General features: G+C 74.2%; 16 protein-coding genes. 9 read left to right on the top strand and 7 right to left on the bottom strand.

Going from position 1 to position 16,890, the window contains the following annotated elements:
* Positions 1-9 precede the first annotated feature (9 nt).
* From Q3W68_RS02595 to Q3W68_RS02585, 3 genes are read right to left on the bottom strand one after another with little or no spacing between them, the layout of a single operon-like run.
* Positions 10-591, bottom strand: a complete 582-nt coding sequence (locus tag Q3W68_RS02595; RefSeq protein WP_121683031.1) for an isochorismatase family protein — start codon at positions 589-591, stop codon at positions 10-12.
* Positions 592-606: 15 nt separating this feature from the next.
* Entirely contained in the window at positions 607-1,893 is a 1,287-nt protein-coding gene (locus Q3W68_RS02590; protein WP_302903910.1) for a nicotinate phosphoribosyltransferase, read from the bottom strand.
* A gap of 16 nt (positions 1,894-1,909) precedes the next feature.
* Complete coding sequence (locus tag Q3W68_RS02585; RefSeq protein ID WP_302903909.1) at positions 1,910-4,582, bottom strand: LuxR family transcriptional regulator; 2,673 nt, start codon at positions 4,580-4,582, stop codon at positions 1,910-1,912.
* A 193-nt stretch (positions 4,583-4,775) separates the two neighbouring features.
* Here Q3W68_RS02585 and Q3W68_RS02580 point away from each other — a divergent pair, with 193 nt between their 5' ends.
* The 9 genes from Q3W68_RS02580 (at position 4,776) to rdgB (ending at position 11,597) form a co-directional block, all read left to right on the top strand.
* Positions 4,776-6,317, top strand: coding sequence for a hypothetical protein (locus tag Q3W68_RS02580; protein ID WP_302903908.1), 1,542 nt, complete (start codon positions 4,776-4,778; stop codon positions 6,315-6,317).
* Positions 6,318-6,432: 115 nt separating this feature from the next.
* A complete protein-coding gene (gene clpS / locus Q3W68_RS02575) occupies positions 6,433-6,723 on the top strand; it encodes an ATP-dependent Clp protease adapter ClpS (RefSeq protein ID WP_018786685.1) in 291 nt (96 codons plus the stop codon).
* A 61-nt stretch (positions 6,724-6,784) separates the two neighbouring features.
* The gene (locus tag Q3W68_RS02570; RefSeq protein ID WP_302904938.1) at positions 6,785-7,282 is read left to right on the top strand and encodes a DUF2017 domain-containing protein; all 498 of its coding nucleotides are present in this window, start codon (positions 6,785-6,787) and stop codon (positions 7,280-7,282) included.
* A 55-nt stretch (positions 7,283-7,337) separates the two neighbouring features.
* The gene (locus tag Q3W68_RS02565; protein WP_013284357.1) at positions 7,338-7,826 is read left to right on the top strand and encodes a Mov34/MPN/PAD-1 family protein; all 489 of its coding nucleotides are present in this window, start codon (positions 7,338-7,340) and stop codon (positions 7,824-7,826) included.
* A 67-nt stretch (positions 7,827-7,893) separates the two neighbouring features.
* A complete protein-coding gene (locus Q3W68_RS02560) occupies positions 7,894-8,232 on the top strand; it encodes a MoaD/ThiS family protein (RefSeq protein WP_302903907.1) in 339 nt (112 codons plus the stop codon).
* A gap of 11 nt (positions 8,233-8,243) precedes the next feature.
* Complete coding sequence (locus Q3W68_RS02555; protein ID WP_047892374.1) at positions 8,244-9,209, top strand: PLP-dependent cysteine synthase family protein; 966 nt, start codon at positions 8,244-8,246, stop codon at positions 9,207-9,209.
* Between the two features lie 225 nt (positions 9,210-9,434).
* Complete coding sequence (locus Q3W68_RS02550; protein WP_302903906.1) at positions 9,435-10,181, top strand: MBL fold metallo-hydrolase; 747 nt, start codon at positions 9,435-9,437, stop codon at positions 10,179-10,181.
* A gap of 73 nt (positions 10,182-10,254) precedes the next feature.
* Positions 10,255-10,983, top strand: a complete 729-nt coding sequence (gene rph / locus Q3W68_RS02545) for a ribonuclease PH (RefSeq protein WP_210893717.1) — start codon at positions 10,255-10,257, stop codon at positions 10,981-10,983.
* Positions 10,980-11,597: an RdgB/HAM1 family non-canonical purine NTP pyrophosphatase gene (gene rdgB / locus Q3W68_RS02540; RefSeq protein ID WP_120571409.1), complete on the top strand. Its 618-nt coding sequence runs from the start codon at positions 10,980-10,982 to the stop codon at positions 11,595-11,597. Before rph ends, rdgB begins: the two co-directional genes overlap by 4 nt.
* A 2-nt stretch (positions 11,598-11,599) precedes the next feature.
* Here rdgB and hutH read toward each other — a convergent pair whose 3' ends face one another.
* Genes hutH through Q3W68_RS02520 form a run of 4 tightly spaced genes read right to left on the bottom strand, consistent with a single transcriptional unit; the run spans position 11,600 to position 16,882 of the window.
* On the bottom strand, positions 11,600-13,138 hold the full coding sequence (gene hutH / locus Q3W68_RS02535) for a histidine ammonia-lyase (RefSeq protein ID WP_302903905.1): 1,539 nt from the start codon (positions 13,136-13,138) through the stop codon (positions 11,600-11,602).
* Positions 13,135-14,304 (bottom strand): imidazolonepropionase, encoded by a 1,170-nt coding sequence (gene hutI / locus Q3W68_RS02530; protein WP_302903904.1) that lies wholly within the window; start codon positions 14,302-14,304, stop codon positions 13,135-13,137. The genes hutH and hutI overlap by 4 nt, the downstream gene beginning before the upstream one ends.
* Positions 14,301-15,665: a formimidoylglutamate deiminase gene (locus tag Q3W68_RS02525; RefSeq protein ID WP_302904937.1), complete on the bottom strand. Its 1,365-nt coding sequence runs from the start codon at positions 15,663-15,665 to the stop codon at positions 14,301-14,303. The genes hutI and Q3W68_RS02525 overlap by 4 nt, the downstream gene beginning before the upstream one ends.
* Positions 15,662-16,882, bottom strand: a complete 1,221-nt coding sequence (locus Q3W68_RS02520; protein WP_302903903.1) for an allantoate amidohydrolase — start codon at positions 16,880-16,882, stop codon at positions 15,662-15,664. Before Q3W68_RS02520 ends, Q3W68_RS02525 begins: the two co-directional genes overlap by 4 nt.
* Positions 16,883-16,890: the final 8 nt, after the last annotated feature.

Genomic DNA, 16,890 nt, shown 5'->3' with positions numbered 1-16,890 from the left:
ATTACCCGGTCAAGCGGTCCTGATCACAGGCTCGCCCACCATTGTCACCCCGGCGCCGTCGAGCGCCCGCAGCGCCACGTCGAGCGTGTCCGGCGCGACAGCGGCGGTCAGGTCGAGCAGCACTGTGGTCCGGAAGCCCTCCCGGGCGGCGTCCAGGGCGGTGGCGCGCACGCAGTGGTCGGTGGCGATGCCGACCACGTCGACCCGGTCCACGTCGTGCCGCCGCAGCCAGTCGGCCAGGCACTCGCCGTCGGGGGCGTGCCCCTCGAAACCGGAGTACGCGGCCGCGTGCTCGCCCTTGTGGAAGATCGTCTCCACCCGGTCGGTCGCCAGTTCGGGGTGGAACTCGGAACCGGAGGTGCCGACCACGCAGTGCCGGGGCCAGGAGTCGACGTAGTCCGGCGGGTCGCCGAAGTGCGCGCCCGGGTCGACGTGGTAGTCCTTCGTCGCGACCACGTGGTCCCACCGGTCCGGCTCGGCGGCGAGCAGCCGGGAGATGCCGGCGGCCACGCCGGCTCCGCCACCGACCGCGAGGGAGCCGCCCTCGCAGAAGTCGTTCTGCACGTCCACGATGATCAGGGCGTTCGCCATCTGACGGGTTCCTCCTCAGCTCGCGGGTACGACGGTGACCGGTACGGCCGGATCCCCGGCGGAGAGCTTGAGGCCCTCCCACGGGATGGAGATCAGGCACTGGCGCAGGTGGTCCCGGGACTCCTCCAGCGTGGGCAGCGTCTCCGGCTCGCCAGCCACCACGTACGAGTGCTGGAGCAGCCGGTCGTTGGGCTGCCGGTCCGGCACGCCCTGCGGCACGATGACCTCCTCGGTGGCGGTGCCGGTCGGCTTGTGCCGGCGGACCGCGACCTTCCGGCCGCCGATGGTGGCCTTGTGCTCGGAGCGCTTGACCACCGGCCGCCCCTCCACCTCGACCAGCTTGTAGACCAGGCCGGCGGTGGGCGCCCCGGAGCCGGTCACCACCGCGGTGCCGGCGCCGTACATGTCGACGGGTTCGGCGGCGAGCGCGGCGATGGCGTACTCGTCGAGGTCGCCGGATACGATGATCTTGGTCTCGGTGGCGCCGAGCGAATCGAGCAGTTCGCGGGACTGCTGGGCGATCACCGCGAGGTCGCCGGAGTCGATCCGGACCGCCCGCAGCTCCGGCCCGGCCACCGCGATGGCGTTGCGGATGCCCTGGGCGATGTCGTACGTGTCGACGAGCAGCGTGGTGTCCTTGCCCAGCGTGGCGACCTGGGAGGCGAACGCGGCCCGCTCGTCGTCGTGCAGCAGCGTGAAGGCGTGCGCGGCGGTGCCCGCGGTGGGGATGCCGTAGCGCTGCCCGGCGGCCAGGTTGGAGGTGAACCGGAACCCGGCCAGGTACGCGGCCCGCGCCGCCGCGACGGCGGCCTCCTCGTGTGCCCGGCGGGAGCCCATCTCGATCAGCGCCCGGCCCCGGGCCGCGGTGACCATCCGGGCCGCGGCGGCGGCGATCGCGCAGTCGTGGTTGAGCACTGACAGCACGAGCGTCTCCAGCACCACGCACTCGGCGAAGGTGCCGGACACGGTGAGGATCGGGGAGCCGGGGAAGAACAGCTCACCCTCGGCGTAGCCGTCGATGTCGCCGGTGAACCGGTAGTCGGCCAGCCACTGCGCGGCCCGGTCGTCCACCACTCCGGTACGGCGCAGGAAGTCGATCTCCGACGGGTCGAACCGGAAGTCTCTGATCATCTCGATCAGCCGGCCGGTCCCGGCGACCACGCCGTAGCGGCGCCCGGTCGGCAGCCGCCGGCTGAACACCTCGAAGACGCAGCGTCGGTCGGCCGTGCGGTCACGCAGGGCCGCGCTGACCATGGTCAGCTCGTAGTGGTCGGTCAGCAGCGCGGGGCGAAGGGTGCTCACCGCTCCAGCCTAGAGTTCAGCCCGGGTCCGTGCCGTCGTGCCCCGGCATGGACCGCAGTGCGGCCCGCAACTCGCCGCGCCCGGCGACGCCGAGCTTGCTGTAGACGCGCTGGAGGTGGTTCTCCACCGTGCGCGTGGACAGGAACAGCCGCTCGGCGATGGCGCGGCTGGTAACGCCGTCGGCGGCGAGGCGCGCGATCTCCCACTCCCGCTCGCTGAGCGTCGGGCGCAGCAGGCGCAGCGCCGGGGTGGAGATCTCGTCGCAGCGGCGCAGCAGGCCGGCCAGGCGTTCCCGGATCGGCCCGGTGGCGCCGGCCCGGACGTGTCGCGTCCGGTGCAGCGCCAGGGCGGTCGCCTCGACCGCGTACACGCTCAGTTCCCGGTCGGCGAAGCCGTCGGCGACGGCGAGCAGCGCGTCCGGCGAGCCGTCGACGGCGGCCCGGGCGAACCGGGCGACCAGCGGCGGCAGCACGCCGTCGACCTGCTCGGAGAGTTCGGCCAGGCGTTGCGCCACGGTGCGCCGGCCACCGTCGGTGCAGGTCGGGCCGACCGGCGCGGCGGCCTGGTCGAGCCGGACCAGATCGAGCAGGACGAGCAGTTCGTGCCCGGCCAGGCCGTCCTCGCGCAGCCGGTCGGCGAGCGCACACAGGTGCTTGGTGGCGGCCGGCAGATCGCCCGTCGCGGCCTGGACCGCGCCCCGGGCCTGTTCCAGCCACGGGTAGAGCACTGCCATCCCGGGCGCGTGCGTCCGATCCGCCTCGGCCATCGCCTCGGCCGCGTGCGTCGCGTCCCCGCGCAGCGCGGCGGCCTGGGCGCGCTCGGCGTGCGCGAGGCCCGCGTACACCCGGCTGGTGGCGAGCACCGCGCACGCCTCCAGGCTGGTCCGCAGCGCGTCGTCGCCGCGCCCGCGCAGCCGTGCCGCGTACGCCTGGAGGATGGCCAGGTAGCCGGTGCCGAGCCGGAAGTCGCCGGCCCCGGCCAGGTCGGCGAACTCGTCGGCGACGATCGCGTCGATGCCGGGCAGGTCGCCGGAGAGCGTCAGCCGGGTGCCCCGGGCCAGCTCCATGGCGAGCTGGAGATAGGGCATGTCGGCGCGCCAGCACGCCGCCTCGGCCTGCACCCGGGCGATCGCTGTGGCACTGAGCTGGTACTGCCCCTGCGCGGCCTGCAGGTGGGCGAGCGTGCAGCGGGCCAGCTCCCGGGCGGCCATCGGGGCGGCGGGCCGGTCCAGCACCTCCTGGGCCAGCCGGACCGCGACGTCGACGTCGAGCCGGTGCAGCCGCATGATGGCCTCGAACGCGCGTACGCGCGCCCGGTCGGCGGGGTCGCTCAGCTCCTCGCCGCGCGCGGCGATCTCATCCACCGTGGACTCGCGGTTGAGTCCCCAGTAGCTGACCATGCCCCGTACGGTCAGCCACCGGCTGCGCCGCCGGTCGTCGTGGATCTCACCGGCGACCTGGTCGAGCACGCCGAGCGCCTCGTCCGGCCGGTCGCCGAACATCAGGATCGTGGCGAGCAGCTCCGCCGCGTCCGTGCCGCCGCCGGCCTCCAGCGCGGCCCGGGCCAGGCGGGTGGCCAGTGGCACGTCGTACCGGCCGAACGCCTGCACAGCCGCTTCGAGCAGCAGGGCCACGTCCTGCGCCGTACCGGAGTCGAGCCGCCACACCGCGACGCGCAGCAGGTCCTCCCGGCGGCGCTTGCCCACCTGTTCCAGCAGCCCGGCGAGGGTGGCCTGGAGGCGGCGGGTGCGGCTGACCGGGCAGTGCCGGCGCATCACCTCGCCGTAGAGCGGGTGCGCCAGGCGGACGTTGAGCCGCCGGTCGTCGTGGACCAGCGTGATGAGTCCGCGTTCCTCGGCGGTCTCCACGTCGGCCGGGTCGACCGCGCGTTCCAGCAGTTGCAGGCCCAGCGGCTCGCCGAAGGCGACCAGCTCGACGACCGCCCGGACGCCGGGGGTGAGCTGGCCGATCCGGGTGTCGATCAGTTCGGTGAGGTTGGGCGCCAGCTCCAGCCGGCCGGTCCACGTCCAGATCCCGTACCTGCGGTTCAGCTCGTCGTCGGCGGCCAGCACCAGCTCCCGCAGCAGCAGCGGGTTGCCGGCGGAGAGCTGGAACAGCCGGTCGGAGGAGCCGGCGTCGACCGGGCCGCCCAGGATCGCGGCGAGCAGCCCGGTGGTCTCGCTGCGGCACAGCGGGCTCAGCTCGACCAGGTCGACCAGGTCGTCGGTCCAGAGTGCGCGGATCGGCAGCGGGACCTGTTCGCCGTTGCGCAGCGTCCCGATGACGTACGCGTTCTCCGAGCGGGCGACCAGGTGCACGAGCGCCGCCGAGGGCGGGTCGAGCAGATGCGCGTCGTCGACGGCCAGCACGACCGGCCGGCCGGCGGCCTGTTCCTGGAGCACGTCCATGGCCCAGCGCAGGATCCCGGCGGGGGAGAGACCCTGCGGCTGCGAGGCGGGCAGCACCTGGACCAGCCCGCCGAACGGCAACGCGGCGGTGGTCGCGCTGGCCGCGATGGACCAGATCGCGTACCGCTCGGGGGAGAGCGCGGCGACCCCCTCGCGCAGCAACCGGCTCTTGCCGACCCCGGCGTCGCCGCTGAAGAGCAACCCGCGCCCCTCCGGGCCGCCGACCGCCGACAACAGACGGTTGAGTTCATCAGTACGGCCGACGAACTCCCACCTGCTCATCGATGCAGCATATCGACCGTATTCCCTGCGCGTATGCGTCGTCACGCAGTGAAGTTGAGTAATCTGTTCATTACCCCTGAGTACCGGATGTGTTGGTTGTCGGATGGCCGACACCCGTACTCTTCCGGCAGTCCCTGCAACCAGGGAACATCCGCGACCGGCACCCCGGTCGCCCGACCGGGAGGCCCACCTGATGACGCCAGGTCCGCTCCCTTCGGTCGACGTGCCCGACCCGGGCCGGCAGGCCGAGCCTCCCGAATGCGCGCCGCTGCCGACCCGGCTCGGGGTGACCACGCCCGGGCCGGACGAGCCGATGGCGGTGGTCGTCGCCGGTCCGGCCGGCGCGAACCGGCGCGAGCTGATCGCCGGCCTGCTCGGGGTCGAGGCCGCCACGCTCGCCGTGCCGCCGGGAAGCAACCTCCTGGTCCAGCACGCCGCCACCGCGACCCGCGCCGCGTACGTGCCGGGCTACCGCCAGCCGCACGCCTACGGCGCCGACCCGCTCGCCGCCGGCCCGGCGCTGGCCCGGCCGCCGCGCCGGGTCGAACTGAGCCTGCCCGATCCGCTGCTGCGGCACTTCGCGGTCGTCGACACGCCGGACACCGGCACGCTCGGCGTCGCCGGCGGCCGGGTGCTGCGCGACGCCGTCGGCCGGGCCGGCGCGCTGCTCTTCGTGATCTCCGCCGACCAGGCGTTCAGCGCGGCCGAGCTGCACCTGCTGGCCGAGGTGGCGCGTACCCGGGTCGAGGTGTTCTTCGCCGTCACGCCCGGCGAGACCGGTCCGGCCGCGCCGGGCGACGGCGCGCGGGCCCAGGACCGGGCGGCGTCCGGCGGGAACGGGCCGGCCCGCCGGCTCGACCCGGTGTCGGTCTCCATCGAGGCGCACCGGGCGGCGCTGCTGGCCGCGGTGCCGGCACTCACCCCGGCCCGGTGGTTCCCGGCCCGCCGCGCCGAGCTGTCCCAGCTGCGCCGCGCGCTGGTGGGCTGGGCCGCCGACGAGGTGCTGCGACGCGGCAGCGCCCGCCCGCCGGTGCCGGCCGGCGCGCACGGCCGGGTGCCGGTGCTCGCCGGCGTCGAGCCGGGTGAGCTGGCCGACCGGATCGACCGTCAGGCCCGCGCCTGCGCCCGCAGGATCCGCCAGCACCTCGCCCTGGAGCTGGCCAACATCCACCTGCGGGTGGTGCAGGAGATCGTCTTCGGGGTCGGCTGCGCCGGCCTGCCGCCGATGCTCGACCGCGAGCTGGAGGCGCTGTCGCTGCTCGCCACCGCCCAGTGCGACGAGGCGGTGCGGAGCCTGGTCGACGAGGCCGCCGCCCGGGTCTTCGGCGCGCCGCTGGCCGAGGGCGTGCACCGGCGGATCACCCACGCGGTGCGCTGGGGCCTGGCCGACCACCCGGACGCCCCCGAGCTGGACCGGGTGCTCCTGGTTACCAGCACGGCCGGGGTCGCCGGGCTGACCGGCGCCGGCGCCCTGGACGCGCTGGCCGGGCTGCCCGGCGCGCAGCGCGACGAGGTGCTCCCGCCGGTCGGCGTCGCCCTCAACGGCGGCTGCTGGCAGCACTGGCGGGCACCCGGCAACAACGACCCGAACGCCGCTCGCTCCTGGGCGCAGCGCGCGCTGCGCGAGGTCGAACTCGAACTGTCCCGCGAGGTGTCCCGCCGCTTCGAGGTGATCCGTCTCTCGCTGGGCGCGGTGCTCGCCGATGCGGTCGACCACGGCATCCTGCTTGCCTGACCACGGCGCCGGCACACGGCGACCCGGGCTCGCGTACGCGGCCCGGGCGGGTGACGACGACCCGCGAGCAGTTCCGGTTCATCGGTTCCCCGGATCCGGTGGCACGATGGGGGGCATGGCGGCTCCACAGGTTGCGCCGGTCGAGACGCCGGACACCGAAGAGGTGCCGGTCTCCGACCGGCCATGGGTGACCATCGTCTGGGACGATCCGGTCAACCTGATGACGTATGTGACCTGGGTGTTCCAGAAGCTCTTCGGGTACAGCCGGGAGAAGGCGGAGCGGCTCATGCTGGACGTGCACCACAAGGGCAAGGCAGTGGTCTCCAGCGGCGCCCGGGAGCGGATGGAGCACGACGCGGCGCAGCTGCACGCGTACGGGCTGTGGGCGACGGTGGACCGGTCGTGAGCGCGAGGAGAGAGCCGGTGTTGCGAGCCCCGCAGTCGCGAGCAAAGGTGGCGCTGTGAGCATGTTCCGCCGCCGGGGCGACCACTACGTGGCCACGTTCGCGGTCGACGAGGTCCGGGTGCTGCGCAAGGTCGCCAACGAGGTGGTCGGCCTGCTGACCGACGGCTTCGACCACGGCGATCCGGTGGTCGGGCGGCTGTTCCCCGACGTCTACCCGGACGACGACGCCGGCACCGCCGAGTTCCGCCGCTACACCGAGGGCGACCTGAAGACCGGCAAGATCGACCAGGCGGGCGCCGTCCTCGCCGCGCTGCCGGACGGGGAGGCCGGCGGCGAGGTGCGACTGGACGCGGAGGCGGCCGAGGCGTGGCTGCGGGCGCTGAACGACGCCCGGCTGGCGATGGGCGTACGCCTGGAGATCAAGGACGGCACCGACCTGGGCGAGGAGCTCGACGACGCGGTGGCGGCGGACCCGGGTTCGTCCCGGGTGTTCCAACTGTCGGTCTACGCCTATCTCGGATATCTCCAGGAATCCCTGCTCAACGCGCTCATCGACTGAGTGGTGACGGTTGCCACCTCGCCGCCCGGGAGGACCAGGCGCTAGGCTTGGCGGCGTGCTGAGCATCGACCGGTCGATCATCGACGCGATCGTCGCCCACGCGCGTCGGGACCACCCGGACGAGGCGTGCGGCGTGGTCGCCGGTCCCGTCGGCAGCGACACCCCGACCCGGCACATCCCGATGGACAACGCCGCCCGCTCCATGACGTTCTACGAGTTCGACTCGATGGAGCAGCTGCGGGTGTGGCGCGAGATGGACGACCGTGACGAGGAACCGGTCGTCATCTACCACTCGCACACCGCGACGGAGGCATACCCGTCGCGTACGGACGTCTCCTTCGCCGGCGAGCCGGGCGCGCACTACCTGCTCGTCTCGACCCGCGAGCCCGACACCGAGGAGATCCGCTCCTTCCGGATCGTCGACGGCGTGGTCACCGAGGAGCCGGTGGAGATCGTGGATGCCGCCGTGGACCCGAACGCCGTCCAGTCCTACATGTTCGGGCAGAGCCCGGCGACGGTCGACTACGAGTGTTCCGACCGCTGACCTTCAGCGCCGGCACCTTCCTTTTCCCGTCACCTGGCACGATCCCGAACGAGGAGCACGAGACACCATGGCCATCGAGGTTCGCATCCCCACCATCCTGCGCAGCTACACCGGCGGCGCGAAGGTCGTCGAGGGCAGCGGCGACACGCTCGCCGACCTGATCGCCGACCTGGACTCCCGGCACGGCGGCCTGAAGGCCCGCCTGGTCACGGACGCGGGCGTGCTGCACCGGTTCGTCAACGTCTACGTGAACGACGAGGACGTCCGCTTCCTCGGCGCGCTCGACGCCAAGGTCAACGACGGCGACAGCGTGACCATCCTGCCGGCAGTCGCCGGTGGCGCGTTCGGCTTCGCGGCCGCCGCGGCGATCGCCTCGCACGCGGTCTCCACGCGCGCCGCCCGCTGAGGGGGCCCGCGATGGCGCGGTACGACAGCCTGCTCGACGCCTGCGGCGGCACGCCGCTGGTCGGGTTGCCCCGGCTCTCGCCGACGGTCCCGGCCGGGGCGCCGCCGGTGCGGCTCTGGGCGAAGCTGGAGGACCGGAACCCGACCGGCAGCATCAAGGACCGCGCGGCCCTGTTCATGGTCCGCGCGGCCGAGGAGTCCGGCCGGCTGCGTCCGGGTGACACCATCCTGGAGCCGACGAGCGGCAACACCGGCATCTCGCTGGCCATGGTGGCGAAGCTGCGCGGCTACCGGCTGGTCTGCGTGATGCCGGAGAACGTCTCCACCGAGCGGGTGCAACTGCTCCGGATGTACGGCGCGGAGATCATCTTCTCGCCGGCCGCGGGTGGTTCGAACCAGGCCGTCGCGACCGCGAAGCAGATCTCCGCCGAGCACCCGGACTGGGTGATGCTCTACCAGTACGGCAACGAGGCGAACGCCCGGGCGCACTACGAGACGACCGGGCCGGAGCTGCTGCAGGACCTGCCGGGCATCACCCACTTCGTGGCCGGGCTGGGCACCACCGGCACGCTCATGGGCACCGGGCGTTACCTGCGGGAGAAGGTCGAGGGCATCCAGATCGTGGCGGCCGAGCCGCGCTACGGCGAGCTGGTCTACGGTCTGCGCAACATCGACGAGGGCTACGTCCCCGAGCTGTACGACGCCGGGGTGCTGTCCCGCCGCTTCTCCGTGGGCACCCGGGACGCGGTGCTGCGTACCCGGCAGCTCGTCGAGGTGGAGGGCATCTTCGCCGGGTTCTCCACCGGCGCCATCCTGCACGCCGCGCTCGCTGTGGCGCACGAGGCGGTCCGCGACGGCCGCCGCGCGGACGTGGCGTTCGTGGTCTGCGACGGCGGCTGGAAATACCTGTCCACCGGCGCGTACGGCGGCACACTCGCCGACGCGGAGGAGGCCCTGGACGGTCAGCTCTGGGCCTGACCGACCGATGGCCGGTCCGGTCGGCGGCGTGCACGCCGGCCGGGCCGCCGGTCTCGTCCGGGGCGGACGTGTATGGGTGTCACGTTGATGACAACTTCCGGCAGATGATTCTTGCTCGACCGGGGCGACGCGTAGGCTGCGCAGCGTGGCGAGCGCGTCGGTAGTGATCATCGGCGGGGCCGCCGCCGGCGCATCGACTACTCATCGTGAGATCGAGGCCACCGGATGAGACTGACCGTCCTCGGCTGCGCGGGCAGCTTCCCGGGGCCCGAATCCCCCTGTTCGGCCTATCTCATGGAAGCCGAGGGCTTCCGGCTTCTGATCGACTTCGGGGCGGGGTCGCTCTCCACGCTCCAGCGCTACGTCGGGCTGCACGCCCCCGACGCCGTCCTCCTCACCCACCTGCACTGCGACCACATGTTCGACGCCGTGTCCTACGTGGTGGTACGCCGGTACGCGCCGGACGGCCCGTACCCGCCCCTGCCGATGTACGCCCCCTCCGGCGCGCCCGACCGGCTGGCCGCCGCGTACGGGCAGGAGGAGGGTTCGGTGGAGGACGTCTACCAGTTCTACGGCCTCCAGCCGGGCACGTTCCCGATCGGCCCGTTCTCGGTCACCGTCGACCGGATGAACCACCCGGTCGAGACGTACGGGGTGCGGCTGGAGCACGGCGGCCGGGTGTTCTGCTACTCCGCCGACACCGCGCCCTGCGAGGCGCTGCTGCGCCTGGCCCAGGACGCCGACGTGTTCCTCTGCGAGGCGAGCTACATGGACGGCGTGGAGAACCCGCCGGACCTGCACCTGACCGGCCGGGAGGCCGGCGAGGCGGCTACCAAGGCGGGAGTGGGACGGCTCCTGCTCACCCACCTCGTACCGGCCTGGGGCAGCGAGTCGCAGACCGTGGAGGCGGCGGCCGGGGCGTACGCCGGGCCGCTGGACGTGGTCCGGCCCGGCGCCTGCTACGACGTCTGAGCCCGGCGGCGGCCGGGTCGTGTCGGCGGGCACCCGCGGGCGGTGCGATCACCGCACCGCATAGGGTGCAGGCATGGCGCGACCTGACGGGCGGCGGCCCGACCAACTCCGACCGGTGACCCTGACCCGGGGCTGGAGCACCCACCCGGAGGGCTCGGTGCTCGTCGAGTTCGGCGCGACCCGGGTCCTCTGCACGGCGAGCGTCACCGAGGGCGTGCCCCGCTGGCGCAAGGGTTCCGGGCTGGGCTGGGTGACAGCCGAGTACGCGATGCTGCCCCGGGCCACCAACACCCGTTCCGACCGGGAGAGCGTGCGCGGCAAGGTCGGCGGGCGCACGCATGAGATCTCCCGGCTGATCGGCCGCAGCCTGCGCGCCTGCGTCGACCTCAAGGCGCTCGGCGAGAACTCGATCGTGCTCGACTGCGACGTGCTCCAGGCCGACGGCGGCACCCGTACCGCAGCGATCACCGGCGCGTACGTCGCGCTGCACGACGCGGTGACCTGGCTGGCCGAGCGCAAGGCGCTGGCCGGCAAGGTGGAGAAGGTGATGCACCGCTCGGTGGCCGCGGTGAGCGTCGGCGTGATCGGCGGCGAGCCGATGCTCGACCTCTGCTACGCCGAGGACGTCACCGCCGAGGTCGACATGAACGTGGTCTGCACCGGCACCGGCGACTTCGTCGAGGTGCAGGGTACGGGCGAGGCGGGTGTCTTCGCCCGCGACCAGCTCGACGCGCTGCTCGACCTGGGCGTGGCGGGCTGTCTGGAACTGGCCGACGCGCAGCGGAAGGCGCTCTCGTCATGAACAAGGTCCTGCTCGCCACCCGGAACCGGAAGAAGCTGGTCGAGCTCCAGCGGATCCTGGACGGCGCGCTCGGCGCGCACCGGATCGCCCTGCTCGGGCTCGACGACGTCGAGGAGTACCCGGAGCTGCCGGAGACCGGCCTCACGTTCGGTGAGAATGCGCTGATCAAGGCGCGGGAGGGCTGCCGGCGTACCGGCCTGCCGACCATCGCCGACGACTCCGGGCTGGCGGTGGACGCCCTCAACGGCATGCCGGGTGTGTTCAGCGCCCGCTGGTCCGGCCGGCACGGCGACGACCACGCCAACCTGCAGCTCGTGCTGGACCAGGTCGCCGACGTGCCGGACGAGCACCGGGGCGCCGCGTTCGTCTGCACCGTCGCGCTGGTGCTGCCCGGTGGCAAGGAGCACCTGGTCGACGGCCGCCAGTCCGGCCGGCTGCTGCGCGCGCCGCGCGGCGACGGCGGCTTCGGCTACGACCCGATCTTCCTGGGCGACGGGCAGGAGCGCACGAACGCGGAGCTGACGCCGGAGGAGAAGGACGCGGTCAGCCACCGCGGCAAGGCGCTGCGGGAGCTGGCCAAGCTGGTCGCGAAGGTGCTCCCGCCCGCCGCCTGAGATCAGCCGAGCGGGCCGATCTCCCGTTCGATCGCCGCGCGCAGCTCCGGGCCGCGTACCACCTCGCGCGCGGCCTCGATCAGCGGCGCGAGGAACGCGTCCGGTCCCGGCTCGCCGATGGTGCCGCCGAGCGCGTCGAGCGCTGCCCGTCCGGCCGGTGACGGGGTGAGCGGCGCGCGGAGCTGGAGCCCGCGTACGGCCGACAGCAGCTCCACCGCGAGCAGGCTGGTCAGGTTGTCCAACACGGTGCGCAGCTTCTTGGTGGCCGCCCAGCCCATCGAGACGTGGTCCTCCTGCATGCCGCTGGTCGGCAGCGAGTCGACCGAGGCGGGCGCGGCGAGCCGGCGGTTCTCCGCCACGATCCCGGCGGCTGTGTACTGGGCGATCATCAGGCCCGAGTTCACCCCGGCGTCGGGGGACAGGAACGCGGGCAGTTCCCGGGAGCGGGTGACGTCCAGCAGCCGGTCCACCCGGCGCTCGGCGATCGCGCCCACCTCGGCGGCGGCGATGGCCAGGTAGTCGGCGGCGAAGCCGAGCGGCGCGCCGTGGAAGTTGCCTGTCGACTCGACCCGCCCGTCCGGCAGCACCACCGGGTTGTCCACCACCGACAGCAGTTCCCGGCCGGCCACCACCTCGACGAAGTCGAGCGTGTCCCGGGCCGCGCCGGCCACCTGCGGGGCGCAGCGCATCGAGTACGCGTCCTGCACCGCGTGTGCCAGGTCGTCGCGGTGCGAGTCCATCACCGCCGAGCCCTGCAGCAGCCGGTGGATGTTCGCCGCCGACGCGGCCTGGCCGGGATGCGGGCGGATGGCGTGCAGCTCGGGCAGGAACGGCCGCTCGGAGCCGAGCATCGCCTCGATGGCCAGCGCCGCCGTCACGTCCGCCATGGCGAACAGGTGCCGGGCGTCGGAGACGGCGAGCAGCAGCATGCCGAGCATGCCGTCGGTGCCGTTGATCAGCGCCAGCCCCTCCTTGGCGGCCAGCGACACCGGCTTGAGACCGACGCGGCGCAGCGCGTCGGCGGCCGGGATGCGGTCGCCGGCCGGGCCGAGCACCCAGCCCTCGCCGAGCAGCACCAGCGCGCAGTGCGCCAGCGGCGCCAGGTCGCCGGACGCGCCGAGCGAGCCGTGCTCGGGCACCCACGGGGTGACCTCGTGGTTGAGCAGGTCCACGAGCGCCTCGGCGACCAGCGGGCGGACCCCGGAGCGGCCGAGCGCCAGCGAGCGGACCCGCAGCAGCATCATGGCGCGTACCACCTCGCGGGGCATCGGCGCGCCCACCCCGGCGGCGTGCGAGCGGATCAGCGCGTGCTGAAGCTCGGCCCGGCGCTCCGGGGCGACGAACGTGTTGGCGAGCGCGCCGAAGCCGGTGGAGACGCCGTACACCGGACGGCCGGCCGCCTCGATGCCGTCCACGATGGACCGCGAGGTGGCCATCGCCTCGGTGGCGGCCGGGTCGAGCACGACCTTGGCGGTGCCGCGGGCCACCGCGAGCACGTCGGCGGGGGTGACCCCGGTGGACAGGATGGTGACGGTGGTCATCGCGGCACTCCGTTGTGCAGAACCTGGCGGATCAGTGGCACACCCGGCCGGTAGGCCAGGTGCAGGTGGGACGGGGCGTCGAGGATCATGAGGTCGGCCCGCGCCCCGGGGGTCAGCCGGCCCACGTCGGTGCGGCGCAGCGCCGCCGCCCCACCGGCGGTCGCGGCCCACACCGCCTCCGCCGGGGTCATCCGCATCTCGCGTACGGCGAGCGCGACGCAGAACGGCATCGACGACGTGTACGACGAACCGGGGTTGCAGTCGGTGGCCAGCGCGACCGTGACGCCCGCGTCGAGCAGCCGGCGGGCGTCCGGGTACGGCGACCGGGTGGAGAACTCGGCGCCTGGCAGCAGCGTGGCGACAGTCTCCGAACCGGCCAGCGCGTCGACGTCCGCGTCGGTCAGGTGGGTGCAGTGGTCGACGCTGGCCGCGCCCAGCTCCACCCCGAGCCGTACGCCCGGCCCGGGACCGAGCTGGTTGGCGTGCAGCCGTACGCCGAGACCGGCGGCCTGCCCGCAGGCGAGGATCGCCCGCGCGTGGTCGGCGTCGAACGCGCCCCGCTCGCAGAACACGTCGATCCAGCGGGCGTACGGCGCGGCGGCGGCCAGCATCGGCCCGCACACCAGACCCACGTAGTCGTCCGGGCGGTCGGCGTACTCGGCGGGGACGACGTGCGCGCCGAGGAACGTGGTGTCGCCGGTGAACTCGGCGGCGATCCGCAGCGAGCGGGCCTCGTCGGCGACGTTGAGGCCGTACCCGCTCTTGATCTCGACGGTGGTGGTGCCCTGCCGCAGCATCTCCGCGCGCAGCCGGCCCACAGTGGCGCGAAGGTCGTCGTCGGAGGCGGCGCGGGTGGCGCCGACTGTGGTGCGGATGCCGCCGCCGGTGTACCGCTCGCCGGCCATCCGGGCGGCGAACTCGGCCGCCCGGTCCCCGGCGAAGACCAGGTGGGCGTGGCTGTCCACGAAGCCGGGCAGCACCGCGGCGCCACCGGCGTCGATGCGCCGGTCGGCGGCGGGCGCGTGCCGGGCCGGACCGGTCCAGGCCACCTCGCCGTCCTCGACGAGCAGGGCGGCGTCGCGGCGGACGCCCAGCGGGTCGCCGTCGCGGCCGTCGTTCGTGACCAGCTCGCCGATGTGGTCGACGAGCAGGCTGCCGCGCGTCACGAGTCCTCCTTCGCGGTCACCGCCGCGATGGCGTCCCGCAGCTCGGTGGGCACGTCCACGGTGAGGTGCCGGCCGCCGTCCACCACGGGCCGCCCGTCGACCACGACGCTTGTCACGTCCGCGGCGGTGGCGGCGAAGAACGCGCCGACCGGCGGGATCCCGGCGGTGCGGGCGCTGTCCAGCCGTACCGTGACCAGGTCCGCGCGCTGCCCGACGGCGAGGCGGCCGGCGTCGCCCCAGCCGAGCGCGGCGTGCCCGCCCACGGTGGCGGCGCCGACCAGCTCGACCGTCTTGAAGTGACCCCGCCTGCGGGTACGCAGCCGCTCGTCCATCTCGACCGCGCGGGCCTCCTCGAACAGGTCCACCACGGCGTGGCTGTCGCTGCCGAGGCTGAGCGGGCTGCCCGCGTCGGCCATCCGGCGCACCGGCCCGATCCCGTCGGCCAGGTCGCGTTCGGTGGTGGGGCAGAGGCAGACGCGGGTGCGGCTGTCGCCGAGAAGCGCCACGTCGGCGGCCGTCGGGTGGGTGGCGTGCACGGCCGTGGTGTGCGGGCCGAGCACGCCGTGGTCGGCCAGCAGCCGCGTCGGGGTGCACCCGTGCACGGCCCGGCAGGCGTCGTTCTCGGCCGGCTGCTCGGACAGGTGCACGTGCAGCGGCAGCCCGTTGCGGTCGGCCCAGCCGGCGACCGTGGCGAGCTGCTCGGCCGGGACCGCGCGTACCGAGTGGATGGCCGCGCCGAGCCGGACGTGCTCGTCGGCCGGGCGGAACGCGTCCACCCGCTGCGCCCAGCGCAGCGCGTCGCCGTCGCCGAACCGGCGTTGCGGCCCGGCCAGCGGCGCCCCGTCCACGCCCCCGGCCAGGTACGCGGTGTCCAGCAGCGTGAGCCGGATCCCGGCGTGCGCGGCGGCCTCCACGAGCGCGGCGGACATGGCGTTCGGGTCGTCGTACGGGGTGCCGCCGGGACCGTGGTGCAGGTAGTGGAACTCACCCACACAGGTGATCCCGGCCAGCGCCATCTCCGCGTACACGGCGCGGGCCAGCGCCAGGTAGGTGTCCGGGTCGAGCCGGATCGCGACGGCGTACATCAGGCTGCGCCAGGACCAGAAGTCGCCGCGCCCGTCGTGGGTGCGCCCGCGCAGCGCCCGGTGGAACGCGTGCGAGTGGGCGTTCGCGAGGCCGGGCAGCGTCAGCCCGGGCAGCCGGACCGCGTCGGCGAGCACCTCCACCCCGGCGGTCGGCGGACCGTCCACGGTCAGCGGGGTGACAGCGGTGAGCCGCCCGTCGGTCGCCTCGATCAGCACGTCCCGGGTGGGCTCGGCGCGGTCGGGCAGCCAGGCGTACTCGGCCAGCCAGCGGGTCAGCGGCATGCCAGCTCCTCCAGCACCCGGGCCAGGGCGGCCACCCCGGCGGCGCAGTCGGCGTCGGTGGCCGCCTCGGCGGGGGAGTGCGACACCCCGGTCGGGTTGCGCACGAACAGCATCGCGGTGGGCAGGTGCGCCGCCAGCACACCCGCGTCGTGCCCGGCGCCGGTGGGCAGCACCGGCGCGCCGAGCAGCGCGGCCAGCCGGTCAGCCAGCCCGCTGTCGAACGCGACGAGCGGGGTCGCCGACTCCTGCGTGCAGGTCAGCGCGGTCCCGTCGCGGCCGGCCCGGTCGGCGGCCTTGGTGCGTACCGCCTCGACCAGACCGTACAGCGTCTCCGCCTCGGCCGCCCGCGCGTCCAGCCAGCCGGTGACCCGGGACGGGATCGCGTTCGTGGCGTTCGGCTCGACCGACACCCGGCCCACAGTGGCGTGCGCGTCGCGCAGCCGGGCCTCCTTGTTCGCCGCCAGCACCGTGAACGCGTACGTGAGCATCGGGTCGCGGCGGTCGGCCATCCGTGTCGTACCCGCGTGGTTGCCCTCGCCGGTGAAGTCGAACCGCCACCGGCCGTGCGGCCAGATCGCGGACGCCACCGCGACCGGCGCGTCCAGGTCGACCAGCGCGCGGCCCTGCTCGACGTGCAGCTCCACGAAGGCCGCGAAGCGGCCGAGCAGCGCCGGGCCGGCGCCCGCCGGCCGCTCGCCCAGCGCCTGGGCGAAGGTCGTCCCGGCCTGGTCGCGCAGCCCGGCCGCGCGGTCGACGTCGATCTCGCCGGTGAGCAGCCGCGACCCCAGGCAGGGTACGCCGAACCGCGCGCCCTCCTCCTCCACGAACGCGGCCACCACCACCGGCCGGTCCGGGGTGACGCCCGCGGCCCGCAGCTCGTCGACGGCGAGGAACGCGCTGACGATGCCGAGCGGCCCGTCGTACGCGCCGCCGTGCGGCACCGAGTCGAAGTGGCTGCCGGTGAGCACCGCGCCGCCGGTCTCGGGGTCGCCCCACCAGGCGAACAGGTTGCCGTTGCCGTCCTCGGACACCGGCATGCCCCGCCGGTCGGCCTGCTCCCGGAACCAGCCGCGCAGCGTGCGCTCCGGTTCGGTGAGCGCGTAGCGCAGGTAGCCGCCGCTGCCGGCGTCCCGCCCGACCGGGGCGATCTCGTCCCACAGCTCGCGGAACCGGTTAGGAAGGGACCCTTCCCATGCAGAATGCGTTAACAAGGGGCCCT

Origin of the sequence: Micromonospora sp. C28ISP2-4 (assembly GCF_030519385.1) — a bacterium.
Taxonomy (GTDB): Bacteria; Actinomycetota; Actinomycetes; order Mycobacteriales; family Micromonosporaceae; genus Micromonospora; species Micromonospora tulbaghiae.
The sequence above is the reverse complement of the archived record's forward strand: the minus strand, read 5'-3'. Positions and strand labels throughout refer to the sequence as shown.

Coding starts and splice junctions, on each gene's coding strand:
- Q3W68_RS02595 (WP_121683031.1), bottom strand. CDS start 591: ATGGCGAACGCCCTGATCATCGTGGACGTGCAGAACGACTTCTGCGAG.
- Q3W68_RS02585 (WP_302903909.1), bottom strand. CDS start 4,582: ATGAGCAGGTGGGAGTTCGTCGGCCGTACTGATGAACTCAACCGTCTG.
- Q3W68_RS02580 (WP_302903908.1), top strand. CDS start 4,776: ATGACGCCAGGTCCGCTCCCTTCGGTCGACGTGCCCGACCCGGGCCGG.
- clpS (WP_018786685.1), top strand. CDS start 6,433: ATGGCGGCTCCACAGGTTGCGCCGGTCGAGACGCCGGACACCGAAGAG.
- Q3W68_RS02570 (WP_302904938.1), top strand. CDS start 6,785: ATGTTCCGCCGCCGGGGCGACCACTACGTGGCCACGTTCGCGGTCGAC.
- Q3W68_RS02560 (WP_302903907.1), top strand. CDS start 7,894: ATGGCCATCGAGGTTCGCATCCCCACCATCCTGCGCAGCTACACCGGC.
- Q3W68_RS02555 (WP_047892374.1), top strand. CDS start 8,244: ATGGCGCGGTACGACAGCCTGCTCGACGCCTGCGGCGGCACGCCGCTG.
- Q3W68_RS02550 (WP_302903906.1), top strand. CDS start 9,435: ATGAGACTGACCGTCCTCGGCTGCGCGGGCAGCTTCCCGGGGCCCGAA.
- rph (WP_210893717.1), top strand. CDS start 10,255: ATGGCGCGACCTGACGGGCGGCGGCCCGACCAACTCCGACCGGTGACC.
- rdgB (WP_120571409.1), top strand. CDS start 10,980: ATGAACAAGGTCCTGCTCGCCACCCGGAACCGGAAGAAGCTGGTCGAG.
- hutH (WP_302903905.1), bottom strand. CDS start 13,138: ATGACCACCGTCACCATCCTGTCCACCGGGGTCACCCCCGCCGACGTG.